19 protein-coding genes are annotated in these 18,282 nt (G+C 73.1%); 14 read left to right on the top strand and 5 right to left on the bottom strand.

Features of this window, described 5'->3' with window-relative positions:
• Window positions 1–15 precede the first annotated feature (15 nt).
• On the bottom strand, window positions 16–1,068 hold the full coding sequence (locus ACZ7PG_RS35245) for a C40 family peptidase (protein WP_470243478.1): 1,053 nt from the start codon (window positions 1,066–1,068) through the stop codon (window positions 16–18).
• 352 nt (window positions 1,069–1,420) lie between these two features.
• Between ACZ7PG_RS35245 and ACZ7PG_RS35240 the strand changes: the two genes are divergently transcribed.
• From ACZ7PG_RS35240 to ACZ7PG_RS35220, 5 genes are all read left to right on the top strand, one after another.
• On the top strand, window positions 1,421–1,624 hold the full coding sequence (locus ACZ7PG_RS35240) for a heavy-metal-associated domain-containing protein (protein WP_470243477.1): 204 nt from the start codon (window positions 1,421–1,423) through the stop codon (window positions 1,622–1,624).
• Window positions 1,621–2,499 carry a hypothetical protein gene (locus ACZ7PG_RS35235; protein WP_470243476.1) on the top strand — a complete coding sequence of 293 codons (879 nt, stop codon included), beginning with the start codon at window positions 1,621–1,623 and terminating at the stop codon, window positions 2,497–2,499. The genes ACZ7PG_RS35240 and ACZ7PG_RS35235 overlap by 4 nt, the downstream gene beginning before the upstream one ends.
• Complete coding sequence (locus ACZ7PG_RS35230) at window positions 2,496–4,637, top strand: heavy metal translocating P-type ATPase (protein WP_470243475.1); 2,142 nt, start codon at window positions 2,496–2,498, stop codon at window positions 4,635–4,637. The genes ACZ7PG_RS35235 and ACZ7PG_RS35230 overlap by 4 nt, the downstream gene beginning before the upstream one ends.
• A 69-nt stretch (window positions 4,638–4,706) precedes the next feature.
• Window positions 4,707–5,537 carry a peptidoglycan-binding protein gene (locus ACZ7PG_RS35225; RefSeq protein WP_470243474.1) on the top strand — a complete coding sequence of 277 codons (831 nt, stop codon included), beginning with the start codon at window positions 4,707–4,709 and terminating at the stop codon, window positions 5,535–5,537.
• 112 nt (window positions 5,538–5,649) lie between these two features.
• Window positions 5,650–6,468 (top strand): LLM class flavin-dependent oxidoreductase, encoded by an 819-nt coding sequence (locus ACZ7PG_RS35220; protein ID WP_470243473.1) that lies wholly within the window; start codon window positions 5,650–5,652, stop codon window positions 6,466–6,468.
• Here ACZ7PG_RS35220 and ACZ7PG_RS35215 read toward each other — a convergent pair.
• Window positions 6,422–7,366, bottom strand: coding sequence for a threonine/serine dehydratase (locus ACZ7PG_RS35215; RefSeq protein ID WP_470243472.1), 945 nt, complete (start codon window positions 7,364–7,366; stop codon window positions 6,422–6,424). The genes ACZ7PG_RS35220 and ACZ7PG_RS35215 overlap by 47 nt on opposite strands.
• Before the next feature lie 85 nt (window positions 7,367–7,451).
• On the opposite strand from ACZ7PG_RS35215, the gene ACZ7PG_RS35210 reads away from it, so the two are divergent.
• Window positions 7,452–8,339, top strand: a complete 888-nt coding sequence (locus tag ACZ7PG_RS35210) for a LysR family transcriptional regulator (RefSeq protein WP_470243471.1) — start codon at window positions 7,452–7,454, stop codon at window positions 8,337–8,339.
• On the opposite strand, the gene ACZ7PG_RS35205 is transcribed toward ACZ7PG_RS35210, so the two are convergent.
• Window positions 8,326–9,249, bottom strand: coding sequence for a LysR family transcriptional regulator (locus ACZ7PG_RS35205; protein WP_470243470.1), 924 nt, complete (start codon window positions 9,247–9,249; stop codon window positions 8,326–8,328). The two genes, ACZ7PG_RS35210 and ACZ7PG_RS35205, sit on opposite strands and share 14 nt — an antisense overlap.
• Window positions 9,250–9,322: 73 nt before the next feature.
• Here ACZ7PG_RS35205 and ACZ7PG_RS35200 point away from each other — a divergent pair, with 73 nt between their 5' ends.
• Genes ACZ7PG_RS35200 through ACZ7PG_RS35190 form a run of 3 tightly spaced genes read left to right on the top strand, consistent with a single transcriptional unit; the run spans window position 9,323 to window position 11,749 of the window.
• Window positions 9,323–10,258, top strand: a complete 936-nt coding sequence (locus tag ACZ7PG_RS35200; protein ID WP_470243469.1) for a DMT family transporter — start codon at window positions 9,323–9,325, stop codon at window positions 10,256–10,258.
• 10 nt (window positions 10,259–10,268) lie between these two features.
• Window positions 10,269–11,165 (top strand): NAD(P)H-binding protein, encoded by an 897-nt coding sequence (locus ACZ7PG_RS35195; protein ID WP_470243468.1) that lies wholly within the window; start codon window positions 10,269–10,271, stop codon window positions 11,163–11,165.
• Entirely contained in the window at window positions 11,162–11,749 is a 588-nt protein-coding gene (locus ACZ7PG_RS35190) for a CPBP family intramembrane glutamic endopeptidase (RefSeq protein WP_470243467.1), read from the top strand. The genes ACZ7PG_RS35195 and ACZ7PG_RS35190 overlap by 4 nt, the downstream gene beginning before the upstream one ends.
• Here the strand turns inward: ACZ7PG_RS35190 and ACZ7PG_RS35185 are convergent.
• Window positions 11,734–12,780, bottom strand: a complete 1,047-nt coding sequence (locus ACZ7PG_RS35185; RefSeq protein ID WP_470243466.1) for a serine hydrolase domain-containing protein — start codon at window positions 12,778–12,780, stop codon at window positions 11,734–11,736. The genes ACZ7PG_RS35190 and ACZ7PG_RS35185 overlap by 16 nt on opposite strands.
• Window positions 12,781–12,934: 154 nt before the next feature.
• Between ACZ7PG_RS35185 and ACZ7PG_RS35180 the strand changes: the two genes are divergently transcribed.
• Window positions 12,935–14,713, top strand: a complete 1,779-nt coding sequence (locus tag ACZ7PG_RS35180) for a glycoside hydrolase family 76 protein (RefSeq protein WP_470243465.1) — start codon at window positions 12,935–12,937, stop codon at window positions 14,711–14,713.
• Between the two features lie 23 nt (window positions 14,714–14,736).
• A complete protein-coding gene (locus tag ACZ7PG_RS35175; RefSeq protein ID WP_470243464.1) occupies window positions 14,737–15,336 on the top strand; it encodes a SecDF P1 head subdomain-containing protein in 600 nt (199 codons plus the stop codon).
• Between the two features lie 5 nt (window positions 15,337–15,341).
• Here ACZ7PG_RS35175 and ACZ7PG_RS35170 read toward each other — a convergent pair whose 3' ends face one another.
• Window positions 15,342–15,821 (bottom strand): MarR family winged helix-turn-helix transcriptional regulator, encoded by a 480-nt coding sequence (locus ACZ7PG_RS35170; RefSeq protein ID WP_470243463.1) that lies wholly within the window; start codon window positions 15,819–15,821, stop codon window positions 15,342–15,344.
• An 82-nt stretch (window positions 15,822–15,903) separates the two neighbouring features.
• On the opposite strand from ACZ7PG_RS35170, the gene ACZ7PG_RS35165 reads away from it, so the two are divergent.
• From ACZ7PG_RS35165 to ACZ7PG_RS35155, 3 genes are all read left to right on the top strand, one after another.
• Window positions 15,904–16,545, top strand: a complete 642-nt coding sequence (locus ACZ7PG_RS35165) for an FMN-dependent NADH-azoreductase (RefSeq protein WP_470243462.1) — start codon at window positions 15,904–15,906, stop codon at window positions 16,543–16,545.
• 203 nt (window positions 16,546–16,748) lie between these two features.
• Entirely contained in the window at window positions 16,749–17,258 is a 510-nt protein-coding gene (locus ACZ7PG_RS35160) for an ATP-binding protein (RefSeq protein ID WP_470243461.1), read from the top strand.
• A gap of 1 nt (window position 17,259) precedes the next feature.
• Window positions 17,260–18,234: a GlxA family transcriptional regulator gene (locus ACZ7PG_RS35155; RefSeq protein WP_470243460.1), complete on the top strand. Its 975-nt coding sequence runs from the start codon at window positions 17,260–17,262 to the stop codon at window positions 18,232–18,234.
• Window positions 18,235–18,282 lie beyond the last annotated feature (48 nt).

Genomic DNA, 18,282 nt, shown 5'->3' with positions numbered 1-18,282 from the left:
ATTGACGAACGAACGTCAGGCTGTCGGCCGCGTCGCTCCCGCGTACTCCTTCAGCAGCGGCGAGATCTTGACGACGTCGCCGCTCGTCGGCGCGTGCACCATCTTGCCGTCGCCGATGTACATCCCGATGTGGGACACGGGGGAGTAGTAGGCGACCAGGTCGCCCGGCTGCAGCTGGTCGCGCGGCACCGACGTGCCGAAGCCCGCCTGCGCCGACGACGTGCGGGGCAGCGTGATGCCGGCCTGCTTGTAGGCCCACTGCATCAGGCCGGAGCAGTCGAACGTGCTCGGGCCGGTGGCGCCGTAGACGTAGGCGCTGCCGAGCTTGCTCAGCGCCGCGTCGACCGCCTTCTGCGCGGCCGCGGTGGCCGCCTTGACGGTCGGGGCCTTGCCGCCGGTGTCCTTCTGGGCGGTCTTGTCGGCGGTGCTCAGGGTCTTGCCCTGGGCCTCGATCTGGTCGATCTGGGCCTGGAGGTTCTTCTTCTTGCCCTCGATGTCCGACGCCAGCTTCGCCGCGGCGTCCCGGGCGTCGGTCGCCCGCTTCGCCGCGTCGGTCGCCGCCTTCTCGGCTTCGGTGGCCTTCGCGGCCGCGCCGCTGAGGTTGCCCATCGCGGCGTTCTTGTCGGTCGCGATGACCTCGAGGGCCGCCGAGCGGTCCAGGAAGTCCTGCGTCGACGTGCCGGCCAGCAGCGCCGACAGCTTGTTCAGCTGGACGCCGCTGGTGAACGACGCGCCGGCGAACTTGTCCACCTGGCCCTGGTACTTCTGCTTGGCCTCGATGGCCTGCGCGCCGGAGTCCTTGGCGGCGGTGACGTCGGCGTTGGCCTTGTCGAGTTCTCCCTGCTTCGCGGTGAGGTCGTCCTTCGCCTTGAGCAGGTCTTCGTTGAGCTTCTCCGCCTGGGCCGAGAGGTCGCGGTACTTCGCGAGGGCGTCGGACCCGGTGGGCGGGGCCTGGAGGACGGGGATGGGGGCGGCGGTGGCCGTCGGCTGGGCCATGGTGATGACAGTGATCACCGAGGCCGCGGCGAGGGCACCTGACACCACGCGCTTGACGGGATGCGAACGCATTCTCGCGCGGGTCTCCTTTGCTTATCGGCCGCCGTCGGGCACCGGGGCGAGTCGGGGGCCTCGCCCGTGTCCGGCGCGTGCTCGACCGCAACAGGAAGAGCACGCGGTGGGGTCCGGTACCCAGCAGGGGGTATCGGCGGCGATCTCGCGTCGCCGTCTCATCGACGACCGGGGGCCGCGAGATCTCGAACAGGTTACGAAACGAGCACGGCAACGTCCAGGGGCCCCCTCTGAGAACTCTCCGTGACGGTGAGAAACACGCTTGGACCAGTGATAACCGGATCGACTGTGACCGGGATTACATGTCGCCATCGCGCTTGCTTACCCTACCCCCCTAGGGTATCCATGAGTCATGGCAGACACGACCTACACCGTCACGGGCATGACGTGCGGCCACTGCGCCCGCTCGGTCGAAGAGGAGATCCGCGGACTCGGGGGCGTCACCGGAGTCACCGTCGAACTGACCACCGGCGCGGTGACCGTCAGCAGCAGCGAAGACCTTTCCGTCGCCGACGTGCGCGGCGCGGTCGAAGAAGCGGGGTACCGGCTGACATGAACACCGCAGCGAAGCTCTCCGCCTACGGTGCGGCACTCGCCCTGGTCGCCGTCGGCGCCTGGGCGGCCGGCACCGCCGTCGGTCCCTTCCCCGGCGCGGCCGGGGTGCACGGCGGCGAGGACGCCGCGCACGGGGACGTCCACGGCGGCACCGTCGCGGAGGCCGCGAACCACCAGCCCGGCGGGCTGGCGTCGGCCGCGGGCGGCTACACCCTCACGCCCACCGGCACGACGCTCACCCCGGGCACCACGACGAACTTCACCTTCAGGATCACCGGCCCGGACGGCGCCCCGGTGACCGCCTACGACGTCGAGCACGAGAAGCGGATGCACTTCATCGTCGTCCGCCGCGACACCAGCGGCTACCGGCACCTGCACCCCGGCCTCGGCGCCGACGGCACGTGGAGCGTGCCGATCACCGTCGCCGGCGCGGGCAGCTACCGCGCCTTCGCCGACTTCACGCCCACCGGGGGACCGGCGCAGACGCTCGGCGTCGACCTCGTCGCGCCGGGCGATTTCCAGCCCGTCGAACACCGCGAGTCGCGCGTCGCCGAGGTCGACGGCTACCGCGTCCGGCTCGACGGCGACCTCGTTCCCGGCCGCTCGTCCCGCCTGACCGCGACGGTGACGGAGGACGGCCGGGACGTCACCGATCTGCAGCCCTACCTGGGCGCCTACGGCCACCTCGTCGCGCTGCGCGGCGGCGACCTGGGGTACCTGCACGTCCACCCGGACGGCCGCACGGGCGCGGCCGTGACGTTCATCGCCGAGGTGCCGTCGGCCGGCACCTACCGGATGTTCCTGGACTTCCGCCACGGCGACGTGGTCCGCACCGCCGAATTCACGGTGACCACCGGGGGAGGAGCGCACTCGTGACGCTGCAAGTGGAAGCGAAGAACGTCGAACTCGCCATCACCGGCATGACCTGCGCGTCCTGCGCGGCGAGGATCGAACGCAAGCTCAACAAGCTGGACGGCGTCACGGCGACCGTCAACTACGCCACCGAGAAGGCGAAGGTCGTTTACGGCGGCGAGGTCGCCCCGCAGGACCTCGTCGCCCAGGTCGAAGCGGCCGGCTACGGCGCGGCGCTGCCCGAGGCCGAGCCGGAACTCCGACAAGACGACCCGATCCGGACGCTGCGGCAGCGGCTGGTCGGTTCCGCGGTGCTTTCGGTGCCCGTGATCGCCCTGGCGATGGTGCCCGCGTGGCAGTTCACCTACTGGCAGTGGATTTCGCTCGTCCTGGCCGCGCCGGTGCTGGTGTGGGGCGCGTGGCCGTTCCACCGCGCCGCGTTCGCCAACCTCCGCCACGGCACCGCGACGATGGACACGCTCATCTCGATCGGCACCCTCGCCGCGTTCGGCTGGTCGGTGTACGCGCTGCTGTTCGGCAGCGCGGGCACGCCGGGCCTGAAGCACCCGTTCGAGCTCACCATCGAGCGCATGGCCGGGGACGGCGCCATCTACCTCGAGGTCGCCGCCGGCGTCACGACGTTCATCCTGGCCGGCCGCTACTTCGAGGTCCGTTCGAAGCGCCGCGCCGGCGCCGCCCTGCGGGCGTTGCTGGATCTGGGCGCGAAGGACGTCACCGTCCTGCGCGACGGCGTTGAGCAGCGGATTCCCGTCGGTGACCTGGTCGTCGGCGACCGGTTCCTGGTGCGGCCGGGGGAGAAGGTCGCCACCGACGGCGTCGTCGAGGACGGCGGGTCCGCGATCGACGCGAGCCTGCTCACCGGCGAGAGCGTGCCGGTCGAGGTCGGGCCGGGCGACGCGGTCGCCGGGGCGACGGTCAACGCCGGCGGCCGGCTCGTCGTCCGCGCCACCCGCGTCGGCGCCGACACGCAGCTGGCCCAGACGGCCCGGCTGGTCGAGGCGGCGCAGACCGGCAAAGCCCGGGTCCAGCGGCTCGCGGACCGCGTTTCGGCGGTGTTCGTCCCGATCGTCATCGCGCTGGCCGTGGCGACGCTCGCCTTCTGGCTCGGCGCGGACGCGACGCCGTCGGCCGCGTTCACCGCCGCGGTCGCGGTGCTGATCATCGCCTGCCCGTGCGCACTGGGCCTGGCGACGCCGACGGCGCTGCTGGTCGGCACCGGCCGCGGCGCGCAGCTCGGCATCCTCATCAAGGGGCCGGAGGTGCTGGAGTCGACCCGCCGCGTCGACACCGTCGTGCTCGACAAGACCGGCACGGTGACCACCGGCCGGATGACGCTGGTCGAGGGCGACGGCGAGGTCCTGCGGCTCGCGGGCGCCGTCGAAGTCGCGTCCGAGCACCCGGTGGCCCGGGCGATCGCGGACGCCGCCCGGGAGCGCTTCGGGACGCTGCCACCCGTGACGGACTTCCGCAGCACGCCGGGGCTGGGCGTCGAAGGCGTCGTCGAGGGACGCGCGGTGAGCGTCGGCCGCGCCGCCGGCGGAAGCGCGCTGACCACGGTCGCCGTGACCTGGGACGGCGCGGTCCGCGGCACGCTGGCCGTGGCCGACACCGTCAAGTCGACGTCCGCCGAGGCGGTCCGCCGGCTGCGCGGGCTGGGCCTGACCCCGGTGCTGCTCACCGGCGACAACGCCGCGGTCGCGCGGGCGGTCGCGGCCGAGGTCGGCATCGAGCGCGTGATCGCCGAGGTGCTGCCGAAGGACAAGGCCGACGTGGTGCGCGGGTTGCAGGAGGACGGCAAGGTCGTCGCGATGGTCGGCGACGGCGTCAACGACGCGGCGGCGCTCGCCCAGGCCGACCTGGGCCTGGTGATGGGCACCGGCACGGACGTCGCGATCGAGGCGGCCGACCTGACGCTCGTCAGTGGCGACCTGCGCGCGGCGGCCGACGCGATCCGCCTGTCCCGCCGGACGCTGCGCACGATCAAGGGCAACCTGTTCTGGGCGTTCGCGTACAACGTCGCGGCGCTGCCGCTGGCCGCGGCGGGCCTGCTGAACCCGATGCTCGCCGGCGCGGCGATGGCGGTCAGCTCGGTCTTCGTCGTCACGAACAGCCTGCGTCTGCGACGGTTCGCGGCCGGGTGATTTGTACGGTCCTTGTACCGGGCGGGGTGATGCTGGGCGGGTAAGGATTCCGACCAGTGGAGGACAGGGATGTTCACGAAGGCCGCCGTGCTCACGGCACTCACCGCAGCGGCGTTCGCCGTGGCCGCACCGGCTCAGGCCGAGCCCGCGGCCACGACGGCGCTGCCCACGGCCAACATGGAGGCCGTGCTGAAGGCGGCCCAGATCGACCCCCGCCGCGCGGACGACACGCAGACCCCGGGAGCGCACGACAGCGTGTTGCTCGTGGAGCAGGCCCTGCAGGCGAAGGGCCTGCTGGCCGCGACCTACGTCGACGGGTACTTCGGCACCACGACGATCACGGCGTACTCGCAGTACCAGAAGTCGCTGGGGTACACCGGGATCGACGCGTCCGGGCTGCCGGGGAAGACGTCGCTCGAGAAGCTGGGCGAGGGCCGGTACACGGTGACCGCCCCGGTGTCCGCGGGCAGCCGCATCGCCTACCGCGGGGTCACGACGAACACCCGCACCAAGGCGATGTTGTCGGCGGCCGAAGGGATCGCGGGCATCACCGTCACCCTCACCCAGGGCGGCTACAACCCGGGCGGAGTGGACGCGTCGGCCGGCACCCACGACGGCGGCGGAGCGCTGGACATCTCGGTGTCCGGCATGTCGTCGACGACCCGCACGAAGCTGCTGACGGCGCTGCGCAAGGTCGGCTTCGCGGCGTGGTACCGCACTCCGGCGCAGGGCTTCGACTACCACATCCACGCCATGGCGATCTCCGACCCGGACCTTTCGTCGGGGGCTCAGCACCAGACCGGGGACTATTACCTGGGTATGAACGGGCTCGCCGGGCGCGGGGCCGATGACGGTCCCGCGGTCACCAAGGTCACGTGGGAGGAGTACCAGCGGGGCTGATCCCGCGGGTGTGGCTGTGCCGGGGCGCGGGATCGGACCGCGCCCCGGCACTGGCACACCCGGCCCGAGCGGTGGTTTGATCGAAAGCACCAAACGACCAGGGGGTGCTCCGATGGCCGGCAAGGCTTTCCGCTTCGGTGTGGTGGCGGGCGCGACCGAAGGCGGGGCGAAATGGCTGCGGACCGCTCGGCGGGCCGAGGAACTCGGCTACTCCACCCTGCTTTGCCCCGACAACCTCAACCTGCCCACTCCGACCGCCGCGCTCGCGGCGGCCGCTGCCGTCACCACTGAGCTGCGTGTCGGGTCCTTTGTCCTCGCCAGCCCGCTGCGGACCGCGCGGGCCGCCGCCTGGGAGTCGCACAGCCTCTCCGTCGTCACCGGCAACCGGTTCGAACTCGGGCTCGGGACCGGCCTGCCCACCATGCGGCAGCAGGCCGAAGAGCTCGGCCTGCCCTACGGCTCGGGCCAGGAACGCCTCGACTCGATCTCCGAGACCGTCGACCACGTCCGCCGGCTCGATGGTGACGCTCACACCCCCGTCATGATCGCCGCCGGTGGGCCGAAGGCCCGGCGTCTCGCCGCGGCGAAAGCCGACATCGTCACTCTTGCCGGTGGGGTGCTGACCACCCGGGACGAGATGGCGGGCTACGTCGCGGAGATCCGGGACGCCGCCGGGGATCGCGACATCGAGCTCGGGCTGAACATCTTCGTCGTCGGTGACCACGTGCCGCCGTGGATTCGGGGGTTCATCGGGGTCGATGCCGAGACGCTCATCGAGCACGACTCGCTCACCATGCTCCGCGGCAGCGTCGACGACATGGCCGCCGAGCTGGAACGGCGGCGCGACGAACTGGGCGTCTCCTACGTCAGCGTCAACAGCGCCTTCATCGAGGAGTTCGCGCCGCTGGTGGAGCGGCTGTCGGGGAAGTGAGCGTCGCCGGGTCGGTGTTCGCGCCGCACAGCAGGACCGCGACGCGTTCGCCCGGCTCCGGGCGGTACGCGCCGGCCAGCAGCGCCGCGTACGCCGTCGCTCCGCCGGGCTCCACCGCCAGGCGGTAGCGGTCCCACAAGGCCGTCCTGGCCGCGACGATCGCCGCGTCGTCCACCAGCACCGAGCCCACACGAGTGCGGGTGGCGACCGCGAACGCGATCTCGCCGAGCCGCGACGCGCCCAGGGAGTCGGCGGCGATGCCGGACACCTCCACCGAGACCGGTGAGCCCGCCGCCAGCGCCGCGTGCAGCGTCGGGGCCGTGCGCGGTTCGACGCCGACCACGCGCGCCCGGCCTTCGACCGCCGCCGCGATGCCGGCCAGCAGCCCGCCGCCGCCGACCGCGACCAGGATCGTGTCCAGCGCGTCGATGTCGGCCAGCAGCTCGAGGCCCACCGTGCCCTGGCCGGCGCAGATCTCCGGCTGGTCGTACGCGTGGCAGAAGAGCGCGCCGCGGTCCGCCGCGTCCTTCACCGCCGCGTCGTACGCGTCCGCGTACTTGTCGCCGACCAGCTCGACGGCCGCCCCCAGCTGCCGCAGCTTCGCCACCTTGACCGCCGGCGCGGTCACCGGGACGTAGACCCGCGCGGCCACGCCGAACTCCCGGGCGGCGTGGGCGACGGCGAGTCCCGCGTTGCCGCCCGACGCGGCCGCCACCCCGGCCGCCGAAAGCTCGCCCGCGGCGATGATCCGGTTGAAGGCGCCGCGGGCCTTGAACGACCCGGTGTGCTGCAGGTGCTCGAGCTTGAACCACACGCCGTCGTCGCTGAACACCGGCGTCCGGCGGACGTGGCCCTCGATCCGCGCGGCGGCCCGCTCGACATCCGAAATGCTGATCATGCGCACCAGCATGCGCGCGGACCGCCGTAAGCACCAGCGACGTCTCCTATGCTGGCATTAGCGACGCTTACGGCTGGAGGCTCCCGTGCTCGACGCTCACCGCCTGGCCCTGCTCGCCGAGGTCGCGCACGCCGGGTCGATCGCCGGCGCGGCCCAGCGACTGTCCTTCACGCCGTCCGCCGTCTCGCAGCAGCTGGGCAAGCTCGAACGCGACGTCGGCGCGCCCCTGCTGCACCGCAACCCGCGCGGTGTCACGCTCACGCCCGTCGGGGAGGCGCTGCTGACCCACGCGGAGACCATCGTCGGGGAGCTGCGCACCGCCGAACGGACCGTCCGCGCCCTGCTCGACGAGGAACCGGCGCAGCTCGCCGTCGGCACGTTCGCCAGCGCCGGCATGACGCTCGTGCCCGCCGCGCTCGCCGGGTTCCGCCGCGACCACCCCGCGGTCGCGCTGCGGCTGCTGGACCTCGAACCACCCGACGGGTACGGGCTGGTCAGCTCGCGCGACCTCGACCTGCTGATCACCCACCGCTACCCCGGCGCGCCGCTGCCCGACCCGCGCGGGCTGACGCGGACGCTGCTGCGCTCGGAGCGGTTCCGGCTGATCCTCGCCGAGGGCCACCCGCAAGCCCGCGTCCGACGGCTTACGCTGCGGGCGCTGGCCGGCGAGAACTGGATCTCCGGCAGTCCGGGCGTGCCCAACCGCGGCTGCCTCGAGCAGCTCGCCGACGCCGCCGGGGTGACCCTCACCGTGGCCTACGAAACCCGGGACTACCAGGTGATCCTGGCCCTGGTCGAGGCCGGGCTGGGGGTCGCGTTCGTGCCCGAGAGCGTGCTCGCCCGGATGGGCCCGGCGCGGATCGAGGTCCGCGACGCCGCCGACGCCCAGCCCGCGCGGGACGTCTTCCTGGTGCACCACCGGCGCCCGGGGAAGCTGGTGACCGAGATGGTCGAGCGGCTCAGTCCACAGTAGACGTCCGGGCGGAGAACCGCGCCGAAGCGGCCTGCAGCGCGTCCAGGCACGCGCGGACCGCGCCGTGGTCCTCTTCGCCCGCCCGGCAGATCGCGTAGATCGTCCGGGTCAGCGCCGGGCGCGTCGCGAGGATCCGGACGCCCTCCGGCCGCGGCTCGCGGGCCAGGCGGGGCACCAGCGCCGCGCCGACGTTGCCCGCCACCAGCGCCAGCTGCGTCGGGTAGCCGCCGACCGTGCAGCTGATCCGCGGCTCCAGCCGTTGCTTGCGCAGCACCTGCACCAGCCACTCGTAGCAGCCGGACCCCAGGCTCCAGCCGATCCACGGCAGGTCGCCCACTTCGGACAGGTCGACCGTCTTGCGGTGCGCGAGGCGGTGGCCGGCGGGCAGGGCGAGGTCCGCGACGTCGGAGAACAACGCGATCCGCGTCGTCGACGGCGGGAGCACCGTCGGCCGGTCCTCCCAGCTCTCCAGCACCGCGACGTCGAGGTCGCCGGCCAGCACGCGGGGCATCGTCTGCTCCGCCTCGCCCTCGTGCAGCGTCACCGCCAGCCGCGGGTGCTGCGCGGCGAGCGTCGCCAGTGCGGGCGGCAGGAGCGCGTGCACCGTCGTCGGGATCGCGCCGATCCGCAACGGCCCGATGACGTCCTCGCGCAGCAGCTCCAGGTCCGCCTTCGCCTCGGCGACCTGCGCCAGGATCCGCTCGGCGTGCCCGGCCAGCACCTGGCCCGCCTTCGTCAGCCGGACGCCCCGGCCGCGCGGCTCCAGCAGCCGCTGCCCGGCTTCCTTCTCCAGCTTCGCCAGCTGCTGCGACACCCCCGACGGCGTGACGTGCAGCGACGCGGCCGCCGCGGCAACCGAGCCGTGCGTGGCGACCGCGTGCAGCGCGCGCATCCGCTCGATTCCCAACACGGTAGAGATGCTACCGAATGCCACGCAGAAACATTCGCTTGTCCTTGACAGTCGTCACCCGCAGGCTGGAACCGTGACCACGACCGCGCCCCGCCCCACGACCACCCCCGCGCCGTTCACGGAGCGTTTCGACCCGCGGCTGCTCGCGGCGCTCGGCAGCTTCTGCATCTCCCTGTCGTCGGTCTTCATCAAGGTCTCGCACGCCAGCGGCAGCACGAGCGCGTTCTGGCGCTGCCTGCTGGCCCTGCCGGTGCTGGTCGCGCTCGCCGTGCGGGAACGGCGGAAGTCCGGCCCGGCGCCCCGCGTACTGCTCCCGCTGCTGGCCGGCTCCGGTCTCGGCCTGGACTTCGTGCTGTGGGGTGAGGCCATCCCGCGGATCGGCGCCGGCATCGCGACGGTGCTGCTCGCCGTCCAGGTGATCATCGTGCCGCTGCTGGCGTTCGCGTTCCTGCGGGAACGCCCGGCGAAGCGGTTCGTCCTCGCCGTGCCCGTGCTGCTGGGCGGCGTCGTGCTGGCCGGCGGGTTCGCCGGCGGCGGCTCGTTCGGCCCGGACCCGGTCACCGGCGCCGTCGCGGCGATGCTCGCCGGTGCGGGGTACGCCGTCTACCTCTTCCTGATCCGGCTCAGCGGCGGTGCGGGCGCGCAGGCGCAGTCCCTGGTGCTGGCGACGATCTCCGCCGGGGTCGTCGCCGTCGTGCTCGGCCTCCCGACCGGCACGCTCGACCTGAGCCCGAGCCCGGCGACGTTCGGCTGGCTCGTCGCGCTCGCCGTGGTGGGTCAGCTGATCGGCTGGATTCTCATCTCCGCCGCGCTGCCCCGGATGTCGGCCACCACCGGTGCGACGCTGATGCTGCTGCAGCCGGTCGGCGCGGTGCTCCTGGGCATCGGCCTGCTGGGGGAGACGCCGAGCGTGCCGCAGCTCGTCGGCTGCGCGGGCGTGGTCGCCGCGGTCTGCTTCGCCGGGCGGACCCGCCGCGGAGGATCTGCGGGCCGGGACCGTCGCGGCTAACGTCGCCGGTATGCGTGTACTGGTGGCCGGGGCTTCGGGGTTCGTCGGCGGCCGGTTGTGCCCGGCGCTGGAAGAAGCGGGGCACGACGTCCTCGCGATGACGCGTCACCCGGCGAAGTACGACGGTGCCGGGACGCCCGTCCGCGGCGACGTCGCCGACGTCGGTTCCCTGCGGGACGCGCTCAAGGGCGCCGAAGCCGCGTACTACCTGGTGCACTCGCTCGGCAGCGCGGACTTCAAGCGCCGCGACGCCGACGCGGCCCGCGCGTTCGCCCGGGCGGCGTCGGACGTCGGCCTGAGCCGGATCGTCTACCTCGGCGGCCTCGGGGACGACGAAGACACGCTTTCGGAGCACCTGCGCAGCCGGCGCGAGGTCGAGCGGCTGCTGGGCGAGACGGGCGTGCCGGTGACCGTGCTGCGCGCCGGGATCGTCATCGGGCACGGCGGGACGTCGTGGGAGCTGACCCGCCAGCTGGTGGAGCACCTGCCGGCGATGGTCACCCCGCGCTGGGTCGGCACGCGCACCCAGCCGATCGCGATCGCCGACGTCGTCCGCTACCTGGCCGGCGTGCTCGACCATCCGGAGGCGGCGGGCCGCACGTTCGACATCGGCGGGCCGGAGGTGCTGGCCTACCGCGACATGCTGCAGCGGGTCGCGGCGATCGAGGGACGGCCGCTGGTGATCCTGCCGGTGCCGCTGCTCTCGCCGCGGCTTTCGTCGTACTGGCTTTCGCTGGTCACCGACATCGACGTCACCACCGGGCGGGCGCTGATCGACTCGATGACGAACGAGGTCGTCGTCCGCGATGACGCCATCCGCCGGATCGTCGAGTTCGAGCCGATGGGCTACGACGAAGCCGTGCTGCAGGCACTGGGCGAGCGGGCGAAGAGCCGGCGGCCCGCGTGAAGAAGGCGCTCCTCGCCGGGGTGACGGCCGCCGGGTCCGGCCTGCTCGGCGCGTCGCTGGCCAGCCGGCCGGGTTCGCGCCGGTTCCACGTCCTCACGGCGGCGGTCGCGGCGACCTGGTTCGCCGGCGCGGGGCCGGTGGAACGCGGTCGCCCGGACGTCGCGCAGCCGGTCCTGGCGGGGGCCGGCGCGTTCGGAGTGTTCTACGGCTGCGCGCTGGTGTCCCGCCGCATCCCGCCGCTGCGGCGCGCGATCGCCGGGGTGCTCTCCCACGCGCACCGCGGTTCGACCCCCTCGGTGGTGGCGACCACGCTGGTGACGGGCGCGGCGGAGGAGTTCTTCTTCCGCGGCGCGCTGTACGACGCGTTCGGCGCCCGCGGATCGACGGCGCTCTACGTCCTTTCGACGACGGCGACGCGAAACCCCGCGCTGGTACTGGCTTCGACCGTGATGGGCGCGCTCTTCGCCGTGCAGCGCGGCCGGTCCGGCGGGCTGCAGGCACCGGTGCTGACGCACGTGGTGTGGTCGGCGCTGATGCTGGCCTTCATGCCGCGCCTCTTCCCGCCGGATCAGAACGCTTCGTAGGCGGCCATCACCACGCCGAGACCCCGGTCGTACCCGTTTTCCCAGAGGGTCTGGTTCATCACGTACGACACCACCAGGCGCTGGTCCGCGTCGACGAGGACCACCGAACCGCCCCAGCCGCCCCACGAGCACGTGTGCCCTTCCACGCGGAAGCCCATGCCGTAGCGCATCTTCGCGCCGAGGACGCGGTCCTCGCCGTGGAACTGCTCCTCGAAGACCCGCTCGGCGCCGGCCGGCGACAGCAGCCGGCCGCCACCGCAGGCCAGCACCGACTGCACGGCCGCGACCGAGCGGGCGTTGCCGTATCCGTTGACGGCGGGCAGTTCCGCGCGCCGCCAGGCTTCGGAGTAGGAGTCCGACACCCCGATCAGGAAACCCGGCGGCCGGTCGCCCCGGGGGTCGGGGATGAGCGGCGCGACGCGGTGGTCGTGCTCGGCGGCCAGCCCGATGTGGAAGTCGGCGCCCAGCGGGCCGGCCACCTCCTCGGCGAAGAACGTGCCGAGGCTGCGCCCGGTGACCCGGCGGACGACCTCGCCGACCAGGAAGCCGAAGGTCACCGAGTGGTAGCCGCCCGCGGTGCCGGGCTCCCACGCGGGCGCCTGCGCGGCCAGCCGGGCCGTCACGGCCGGCCAGTCGAACAGGTCCTCGACGGCGATCGGTCCCTCGAAGTCCGGCAGGCCCGCGGTGTGCCCGAGCAGGTGCCGGACCAGCGTCTTTTCCTTGCCCGCGGCCGCGAACTCGGGCCAGTACCCGGCGACCGGCGCGTCGAGGTCGAGGTCGCCGCGGTCGGCGAGGACCAGCGCGCACACCGCGGTCATCGTCTTGGTGGTGGACCAGACGTTGGTGATGGTGTCGCGCTCCCACGCCACCGTGCGCGCGGTGTCGACGTACCCGCCCCACAGGTCGACGACGGGCTCGCCGTCCACGAACACGGCGACCGAGGCGCCCACGTCGTCGGTGTCCAGCGACGCCGCCAGGACGTCGCGCACCTTGCCGAACCGGTCTTCGCACGTTCCCCAGGTGTCAGCCACGGCGGCCAGCAAACTCCGTCCGGCCCGGCCGCACCACTCATTTTAGTGGTGGAGAACCTTTGTCCGGAACGAGCCAGAACCGGGCGGAAACCTTCAAAACCGGCCGCGAGCTTCCTATGCTGGGACGAACCCCCGTGCGTGGAGAGGGATGTCGATGCGGACATTGCTCGTGCTCCTGCTCGTCTTCGGTTCCCTGACCCCGATCCCGGCCGTCGCGGCGACAGCCGTGTGCGTGACCTCGTGCGACACGCTCGACCCGGCGCGGGCCGCGCGGGAGAGCTTTCCCTTGCCCGACAAGGTGATCAACAACCGCGTCGTGCGGCTGCACGCCTCCGATCCCGACGGCATGGCGTGGGCGAGCATCGACAACGGCGTCGCCGGTGACGCCGTCTGGCTCGACCGTTCGTGGGACGGCGGCGCCACCTGGGAAGGCCTGCTGGGCAAAGCGACCATCCCCGGTACGTGGACGGGCACCCGCACGCTCATGTACAACCTCACCGACCCGCAGCACCACCACCGGGGACTGGTCCGGGCGTGCGGGGACGCGCAGGGCGTCGCGTGCACCGCGTGGATCTACCCGGACGTCTGCGACGCCGCGTGCGACCGCACCGCCCCGGGCGCCGGGGACAGCCAGCCGGTGGCACCGACGACGCTCTTCGGCCGCACGATCCGGCTCCACTTCGATGGCAAGGGCATGGCCTGGGCCGGGATCGAAGCCGGCGGCGCCGGCGACGAGATCTGGCTCGACCGCTCCTGGGACGCCGGCGCGAACTGGCCGGACGGCTCGTCGCTGGGCCGCACGAGCGTCGCCTCGGGCGCCACCGGCACCCACACCACGGCGTTCGCGACGCGGGACCCGCGCGGCCGGCTCTACGGCGGCGCGGTGCGGGCGTGCGGCCGCGAAGCCACGCACGCGCAAGGAAGCTGCACGGCCTGGGCGCGCCCGGCGACGACCCGCGCCGCCGGCGCTCTCGACGCCCTGATGTGGTCCTACGACCCGTACACCGCGTGGTGGCCGTCGAGCTGGTGGAACTCGGCGGTCGCGGTGACGGCGGTGGCCGACGCGGGCGGGTTCGACGCCGCGCTGGCCCGCACCTTCGACGTCAACCGCGCGGCTTTTCCTGCCGGGGTACGGAGTTCCGACGCGATCGAGGGCGACTTCGTCAGCCGGGCCATCGACGACAGCGGCTGGTGGGGTCTGGCCTGGATCGCCGTCTACGACCGCACCCACGACCCGCGCTACCTCACCGAGGCGACGACGATCGCGAACTACGTCCACGGGTTCTGGGACACCGGCAGCTGCGGCGGCGGGGTCTGGTGGAACCGCGAGCGGACGTACAAGAACGCCGTCACGGCCGGGTTGTACCTGCGGCTGACCGCGTCCCTGCACAACCGGGTGGCCGGCGACACGGTGTGGGGCCAGCGGGCCAGGACCGCGGGCGACTGGTTCCTGAACAGCGGCCTGATCAACTCCTCGGGCCTGGTGAACGACGGCTTGACGTCGTCGTGCGCCAACAACGGCCAGACCGTCTGGACGTACAACCAGGGGCTCGGCATCGGCGGCCTCCTGGAGCTCTGGCGCGCGACCGGCGTCCAGTCCTATTTGGACGCGGCGAAGCGCCTGGCGGACGCGGCGATGGCGCGGCTCACCTCGGGCGGGGTGCTCGTCGAGTCCTGCGACACCGGCTCGGGCTCCTGCGACGACAACCAGAAGCAGTTCAAGGGCATCTTCACGCGCTACTTCGGCGATCTCGCGACGGCGACGGGCTCGGCCACCTACCGCGCGTTCGCGCAGAAGCAGGCGGACGCGCTGTGGGCGGGCGACCGGGACTCCCTGAACCGGATCGGCCAGCGCTGGACCGGCACCACGCCGAACGTGACGGACTGGCGGACCCAGGCGTCCGGGCTCGAAGCGGTCCTGGCGGCCGGGTAGGTCCGCACGCCAGAATGAGCGGCGTGCGGATCTTCCTCCTCGCGGCCGTGGCCGTGCTCGTCACCGGGTGCACGACCGAGGTCGCGGGCCAGGCCGTGCCCACCGGCTTCATCGTCGAGGACGGCACCCAGCTGCGGTTCCGGCCGGTACTGGCCGAGCTGCCGCCGGGACCGCCGACCGGCTCGGTGACCGCCCGGCAGAGCACCGACCCGGCCACGCAGCAGGCCGCCGCGCAGGCGCTGAACTGCTCGCCCGGCGCGGACCCGCTCGACGGCCGCGACGACCCGGCGCTGCCGCTGGTCAGCTGTGACCGCGCGCAGGGCACCAAGTACGTCCTCGCGCCCGGCTTCCTCAGCGGTGCCGACGTGAGCCGGGTGGACGCCGCCCTCGATCCGCGGAGCGGAAGCCCGGTCATCACCCTCCGCTTCACCACCGCCGGGACGAAGACCTGGGCGGAGTGGACCGGGCAGAACATCGGCAAGCAGGTCGCGATGGTGCTGAAGAGCCGCGTCCTGACCGCGCCGGCCGTGCAGTCCGCCATCACCGGGGGCGAAACGCAGATCACCGGGCAGTTCACGCTGCCCGAAGCGCGGCAGCTGGCGCGCGACATCGCCGGCGGCTGACGCTCTCAGCAGACCGGCGGCTTGACGGCTTCCGTGCAGGCTTCGAACTCCGTCTTGTTCGTCGCCTGCTGCAGCAGCGTGTAGAGCGTCTCGCGCTGGTCGTCGCTCAGCCCGCGGAACACCTCGTCCTCGACCGCGGCGAGCGCGAACTCCGCCCGGGCGAGCAGCTTCGCGCCGACGTCGGTGAGCTCGACCACGTGCCGGCGGCGGTCGACGGGGGAGCGGCGCCGCTCGATCAGGTTCTCGGTTTCGAGCTCGTTGAGCAGCCCGACGACGTTCGTGCCGTCGATCTCGAGCGTCTTCGCCAGGTCCTGCTGGGAGCTGCCGCCCTGGTCGCGCAGGACCGTGAGCGCGATCAGGTGGCGCGGCCGCAGTCCCAGCGGGGTCAGCACCGACTCGCTGCGCAGCTGCAGCCGGCGCGTGAGCTGGCCGAGCAGCGCCCCGCAGCGGTGGGGCGGCTGGTTGACGACCGGCAGCGAGGTCATGCGCCCAGTATATGGGCAGTTCAACGGTCGGTGTGCTATTAATGGTTTGTCTTACATCAACGATCTATGGGTGGCTAACGACATGGCGCATCTCCTCCACATCGACTCGAGCATCCAGGGCGACCGCTCGGTGAGCCGCCGCCTCAGCGCGCGGGCCGCGGCCGCGTGGCAGGCCGCCCACCCGGACGGCACGGTCACCTACCGCGACCTGGGCGCCCACCCGCTCCCGCACCTCGACGCCGACAGCGGGGCGGCCCGCGCGATCCCGCCGGAGCAGCACACACCGGCCCAGGCCGCGTCCTGGGCGCTGACGCAGGAGCTCATCGGCGAGATCAAGGCGGCCGACACGGTGCTGCTGGGCCTGCCGGTCTACAACTACGGCGCGCCGAGCAGCGTCAAGGCGTGGGTGGACCACCTCATCGCGCCGGGCCTGTCGGTCGACCACGCGACGATGACCGGCCTGCTCGGCGGCCGCGAGTTCATCGTGCTGGCGTCGCGGGGCGGCGGGTACGGCGAAGGCGCGCCCCGCGAGGGCTGGGACCACGCCGAGCAGTGGCTCCCGCACGGCGTCTCGCTGACCGGCCTGGAGCCGCGGTTCATCACGGCGGAGCTGACGCTCGCGCACGTGAACCCGGCGATGGCGGAGCTCATCCCGCTGGCGGACGCGAGCCTGGCGACGGCGGAGAAGACCATCGACGCCCTGTGGGCCCCGGCGCGGGTCTGACGCGTGGCCGGGCTTCCCACCCCTGGGCCCGGGGGTGGGAAGCGGCCCCGCCGGACCGCTCGGCGCGCGGATCCCCACTCTCGACCGGTCCGGCCCCGGCCCCGGCGGTAGCAGCGCGAGCACAGCCGGTACCGTGCCGCCGGAGACCGGGTGGCAGGATGCGGCGACCCGGACGGTCCGCACCTGGGCGAGGAAGGTCAGGTTTGAGCGCGCACACCTCCCAGATGGACGATATCCGGCTGGTCGCGCAACCGAGCGCGTTGCCGGTCACGGAACTGTTCGTCCGCCTGATTCTCACCGACTGGTCCCTGATGCCGATGCTGGAGCAGGTGACCGCCACCGCGAGACGGCTGGTCGAGACCGTGATCGAAGCCGGCGACCCGAGGTCCCCCAGCTTCGTGACGGTGCGGCTGCGGCTGCGCGCCGACGTGCTGGTGGTCGAGGTCGACGACGACGTGCCCGGGCTGCCGGAGCCGAAGGTCGCCGGGCCCGGCGAGCGCGTGGGTGTCACGCCCGGCGTCGGCGGGGCCCGCACGACCTGGTGCGAGCTGGAGCTGCCGGGCGGGATGAACGCGAAGCAGGTGCGCCTGCCGCGCCGGCAGGACCGCCGGACCCTGGTCGACGAGCCGGTCTCCGGCGCTCCGGTGGCCGCGGACCCGGAGGTGCTGGAGCGCCTGCTCACGCGGCTGAGCGGCTGGTCCGGCCAGACCTGAGGTGGGCACCCGTCCCGGCTGTCGCGTCGTCGTCGTGCTCTACGACGGCGTCCGCTTGCTGGACGTCTCCGGGCCCCTCGAGGTCTTCGCCGAGGCCAACGAGCACGGCGGCCGGTACGAGCTGAAAACCGCGTCACCCGGCGGCGCCGACGTCCGCGCCAACACCGGGACGCGCCTGGGTGCCGACCTCGACCTCGCGGCGGCCGACCCGCGCGGCGCGACCGTGCTGGTGCCCGGCGGCCCCGAGTGGGTCCGCACGATCGCCGACACCGAGCTCGTCGGGCAGATCCGGCGGCTGGCCGGCGGCGCGAACCGCACGGCGTCGGTGTGCGCGGGCGCGTTCGCGCTGGCCGCCGCGGGTGTCCTCGACGGCAGGCGCGCCACCACCCACTGGGACCTGACCGACCAGCTCGCCCGCCGCTTCCCGCGGGTGCGCGTCGACGCGGACGCGATTTTCGTCAAGGACGGCCCGGTGATCACCTCGGCCGGTGTCACCTCCGGCATCGACCTGGCCCTCGCGCTGGTCGAGGAGGACCTCGGCGCCGAGGTGGCCCGGCTGGTGGCCAAGCACCTGGTCGTCTTCCTGCAGCGGCCGGGCGGGCAGTCGCAGTTCAGCGTCCGGCTGGAGACCGGCCGCCCGCGCACCGAGGTGCTGCGGGCCGTGCTCGACTCCGTCGCGGCCGACCCGGCGGCGCCGCACACCCTCGGCGACCTGGCCGCCCGCGCCGGGGTCAGCGCCCGGCACCTGACCCGCCTGTTCCGCGAAGAGCTCGGCCGCACGCCCGCGCGGTTCGTCGAGCAGGTGCGGCTGGAATCCGCCCAGCAGCAGCTGGAACGCACCACCGAGCCCCTGGACGTCGTGGCGCGGCGATCCGGCTTCGGATCCGTCGAGACGCTGCGACGCGCCTTCGTGCGCGGCCTCGGCGTGACACCGAGCGACTACCGGGCCCGCTTCCGGACCACCGGCGTCGGCTGAACGGTTCGGGCCTCCGATCCGTGCATCCAGGCAGGGAGAGGACGTGGA

It is taken from the genome of Amycolatopsis sp. NPDC114504 (assembly GCF_055633595.1).
Note: the sequence above shows the minus strand (reverse complement) of the source record. Positions and strands in the feature narration are given on the sequence as shown.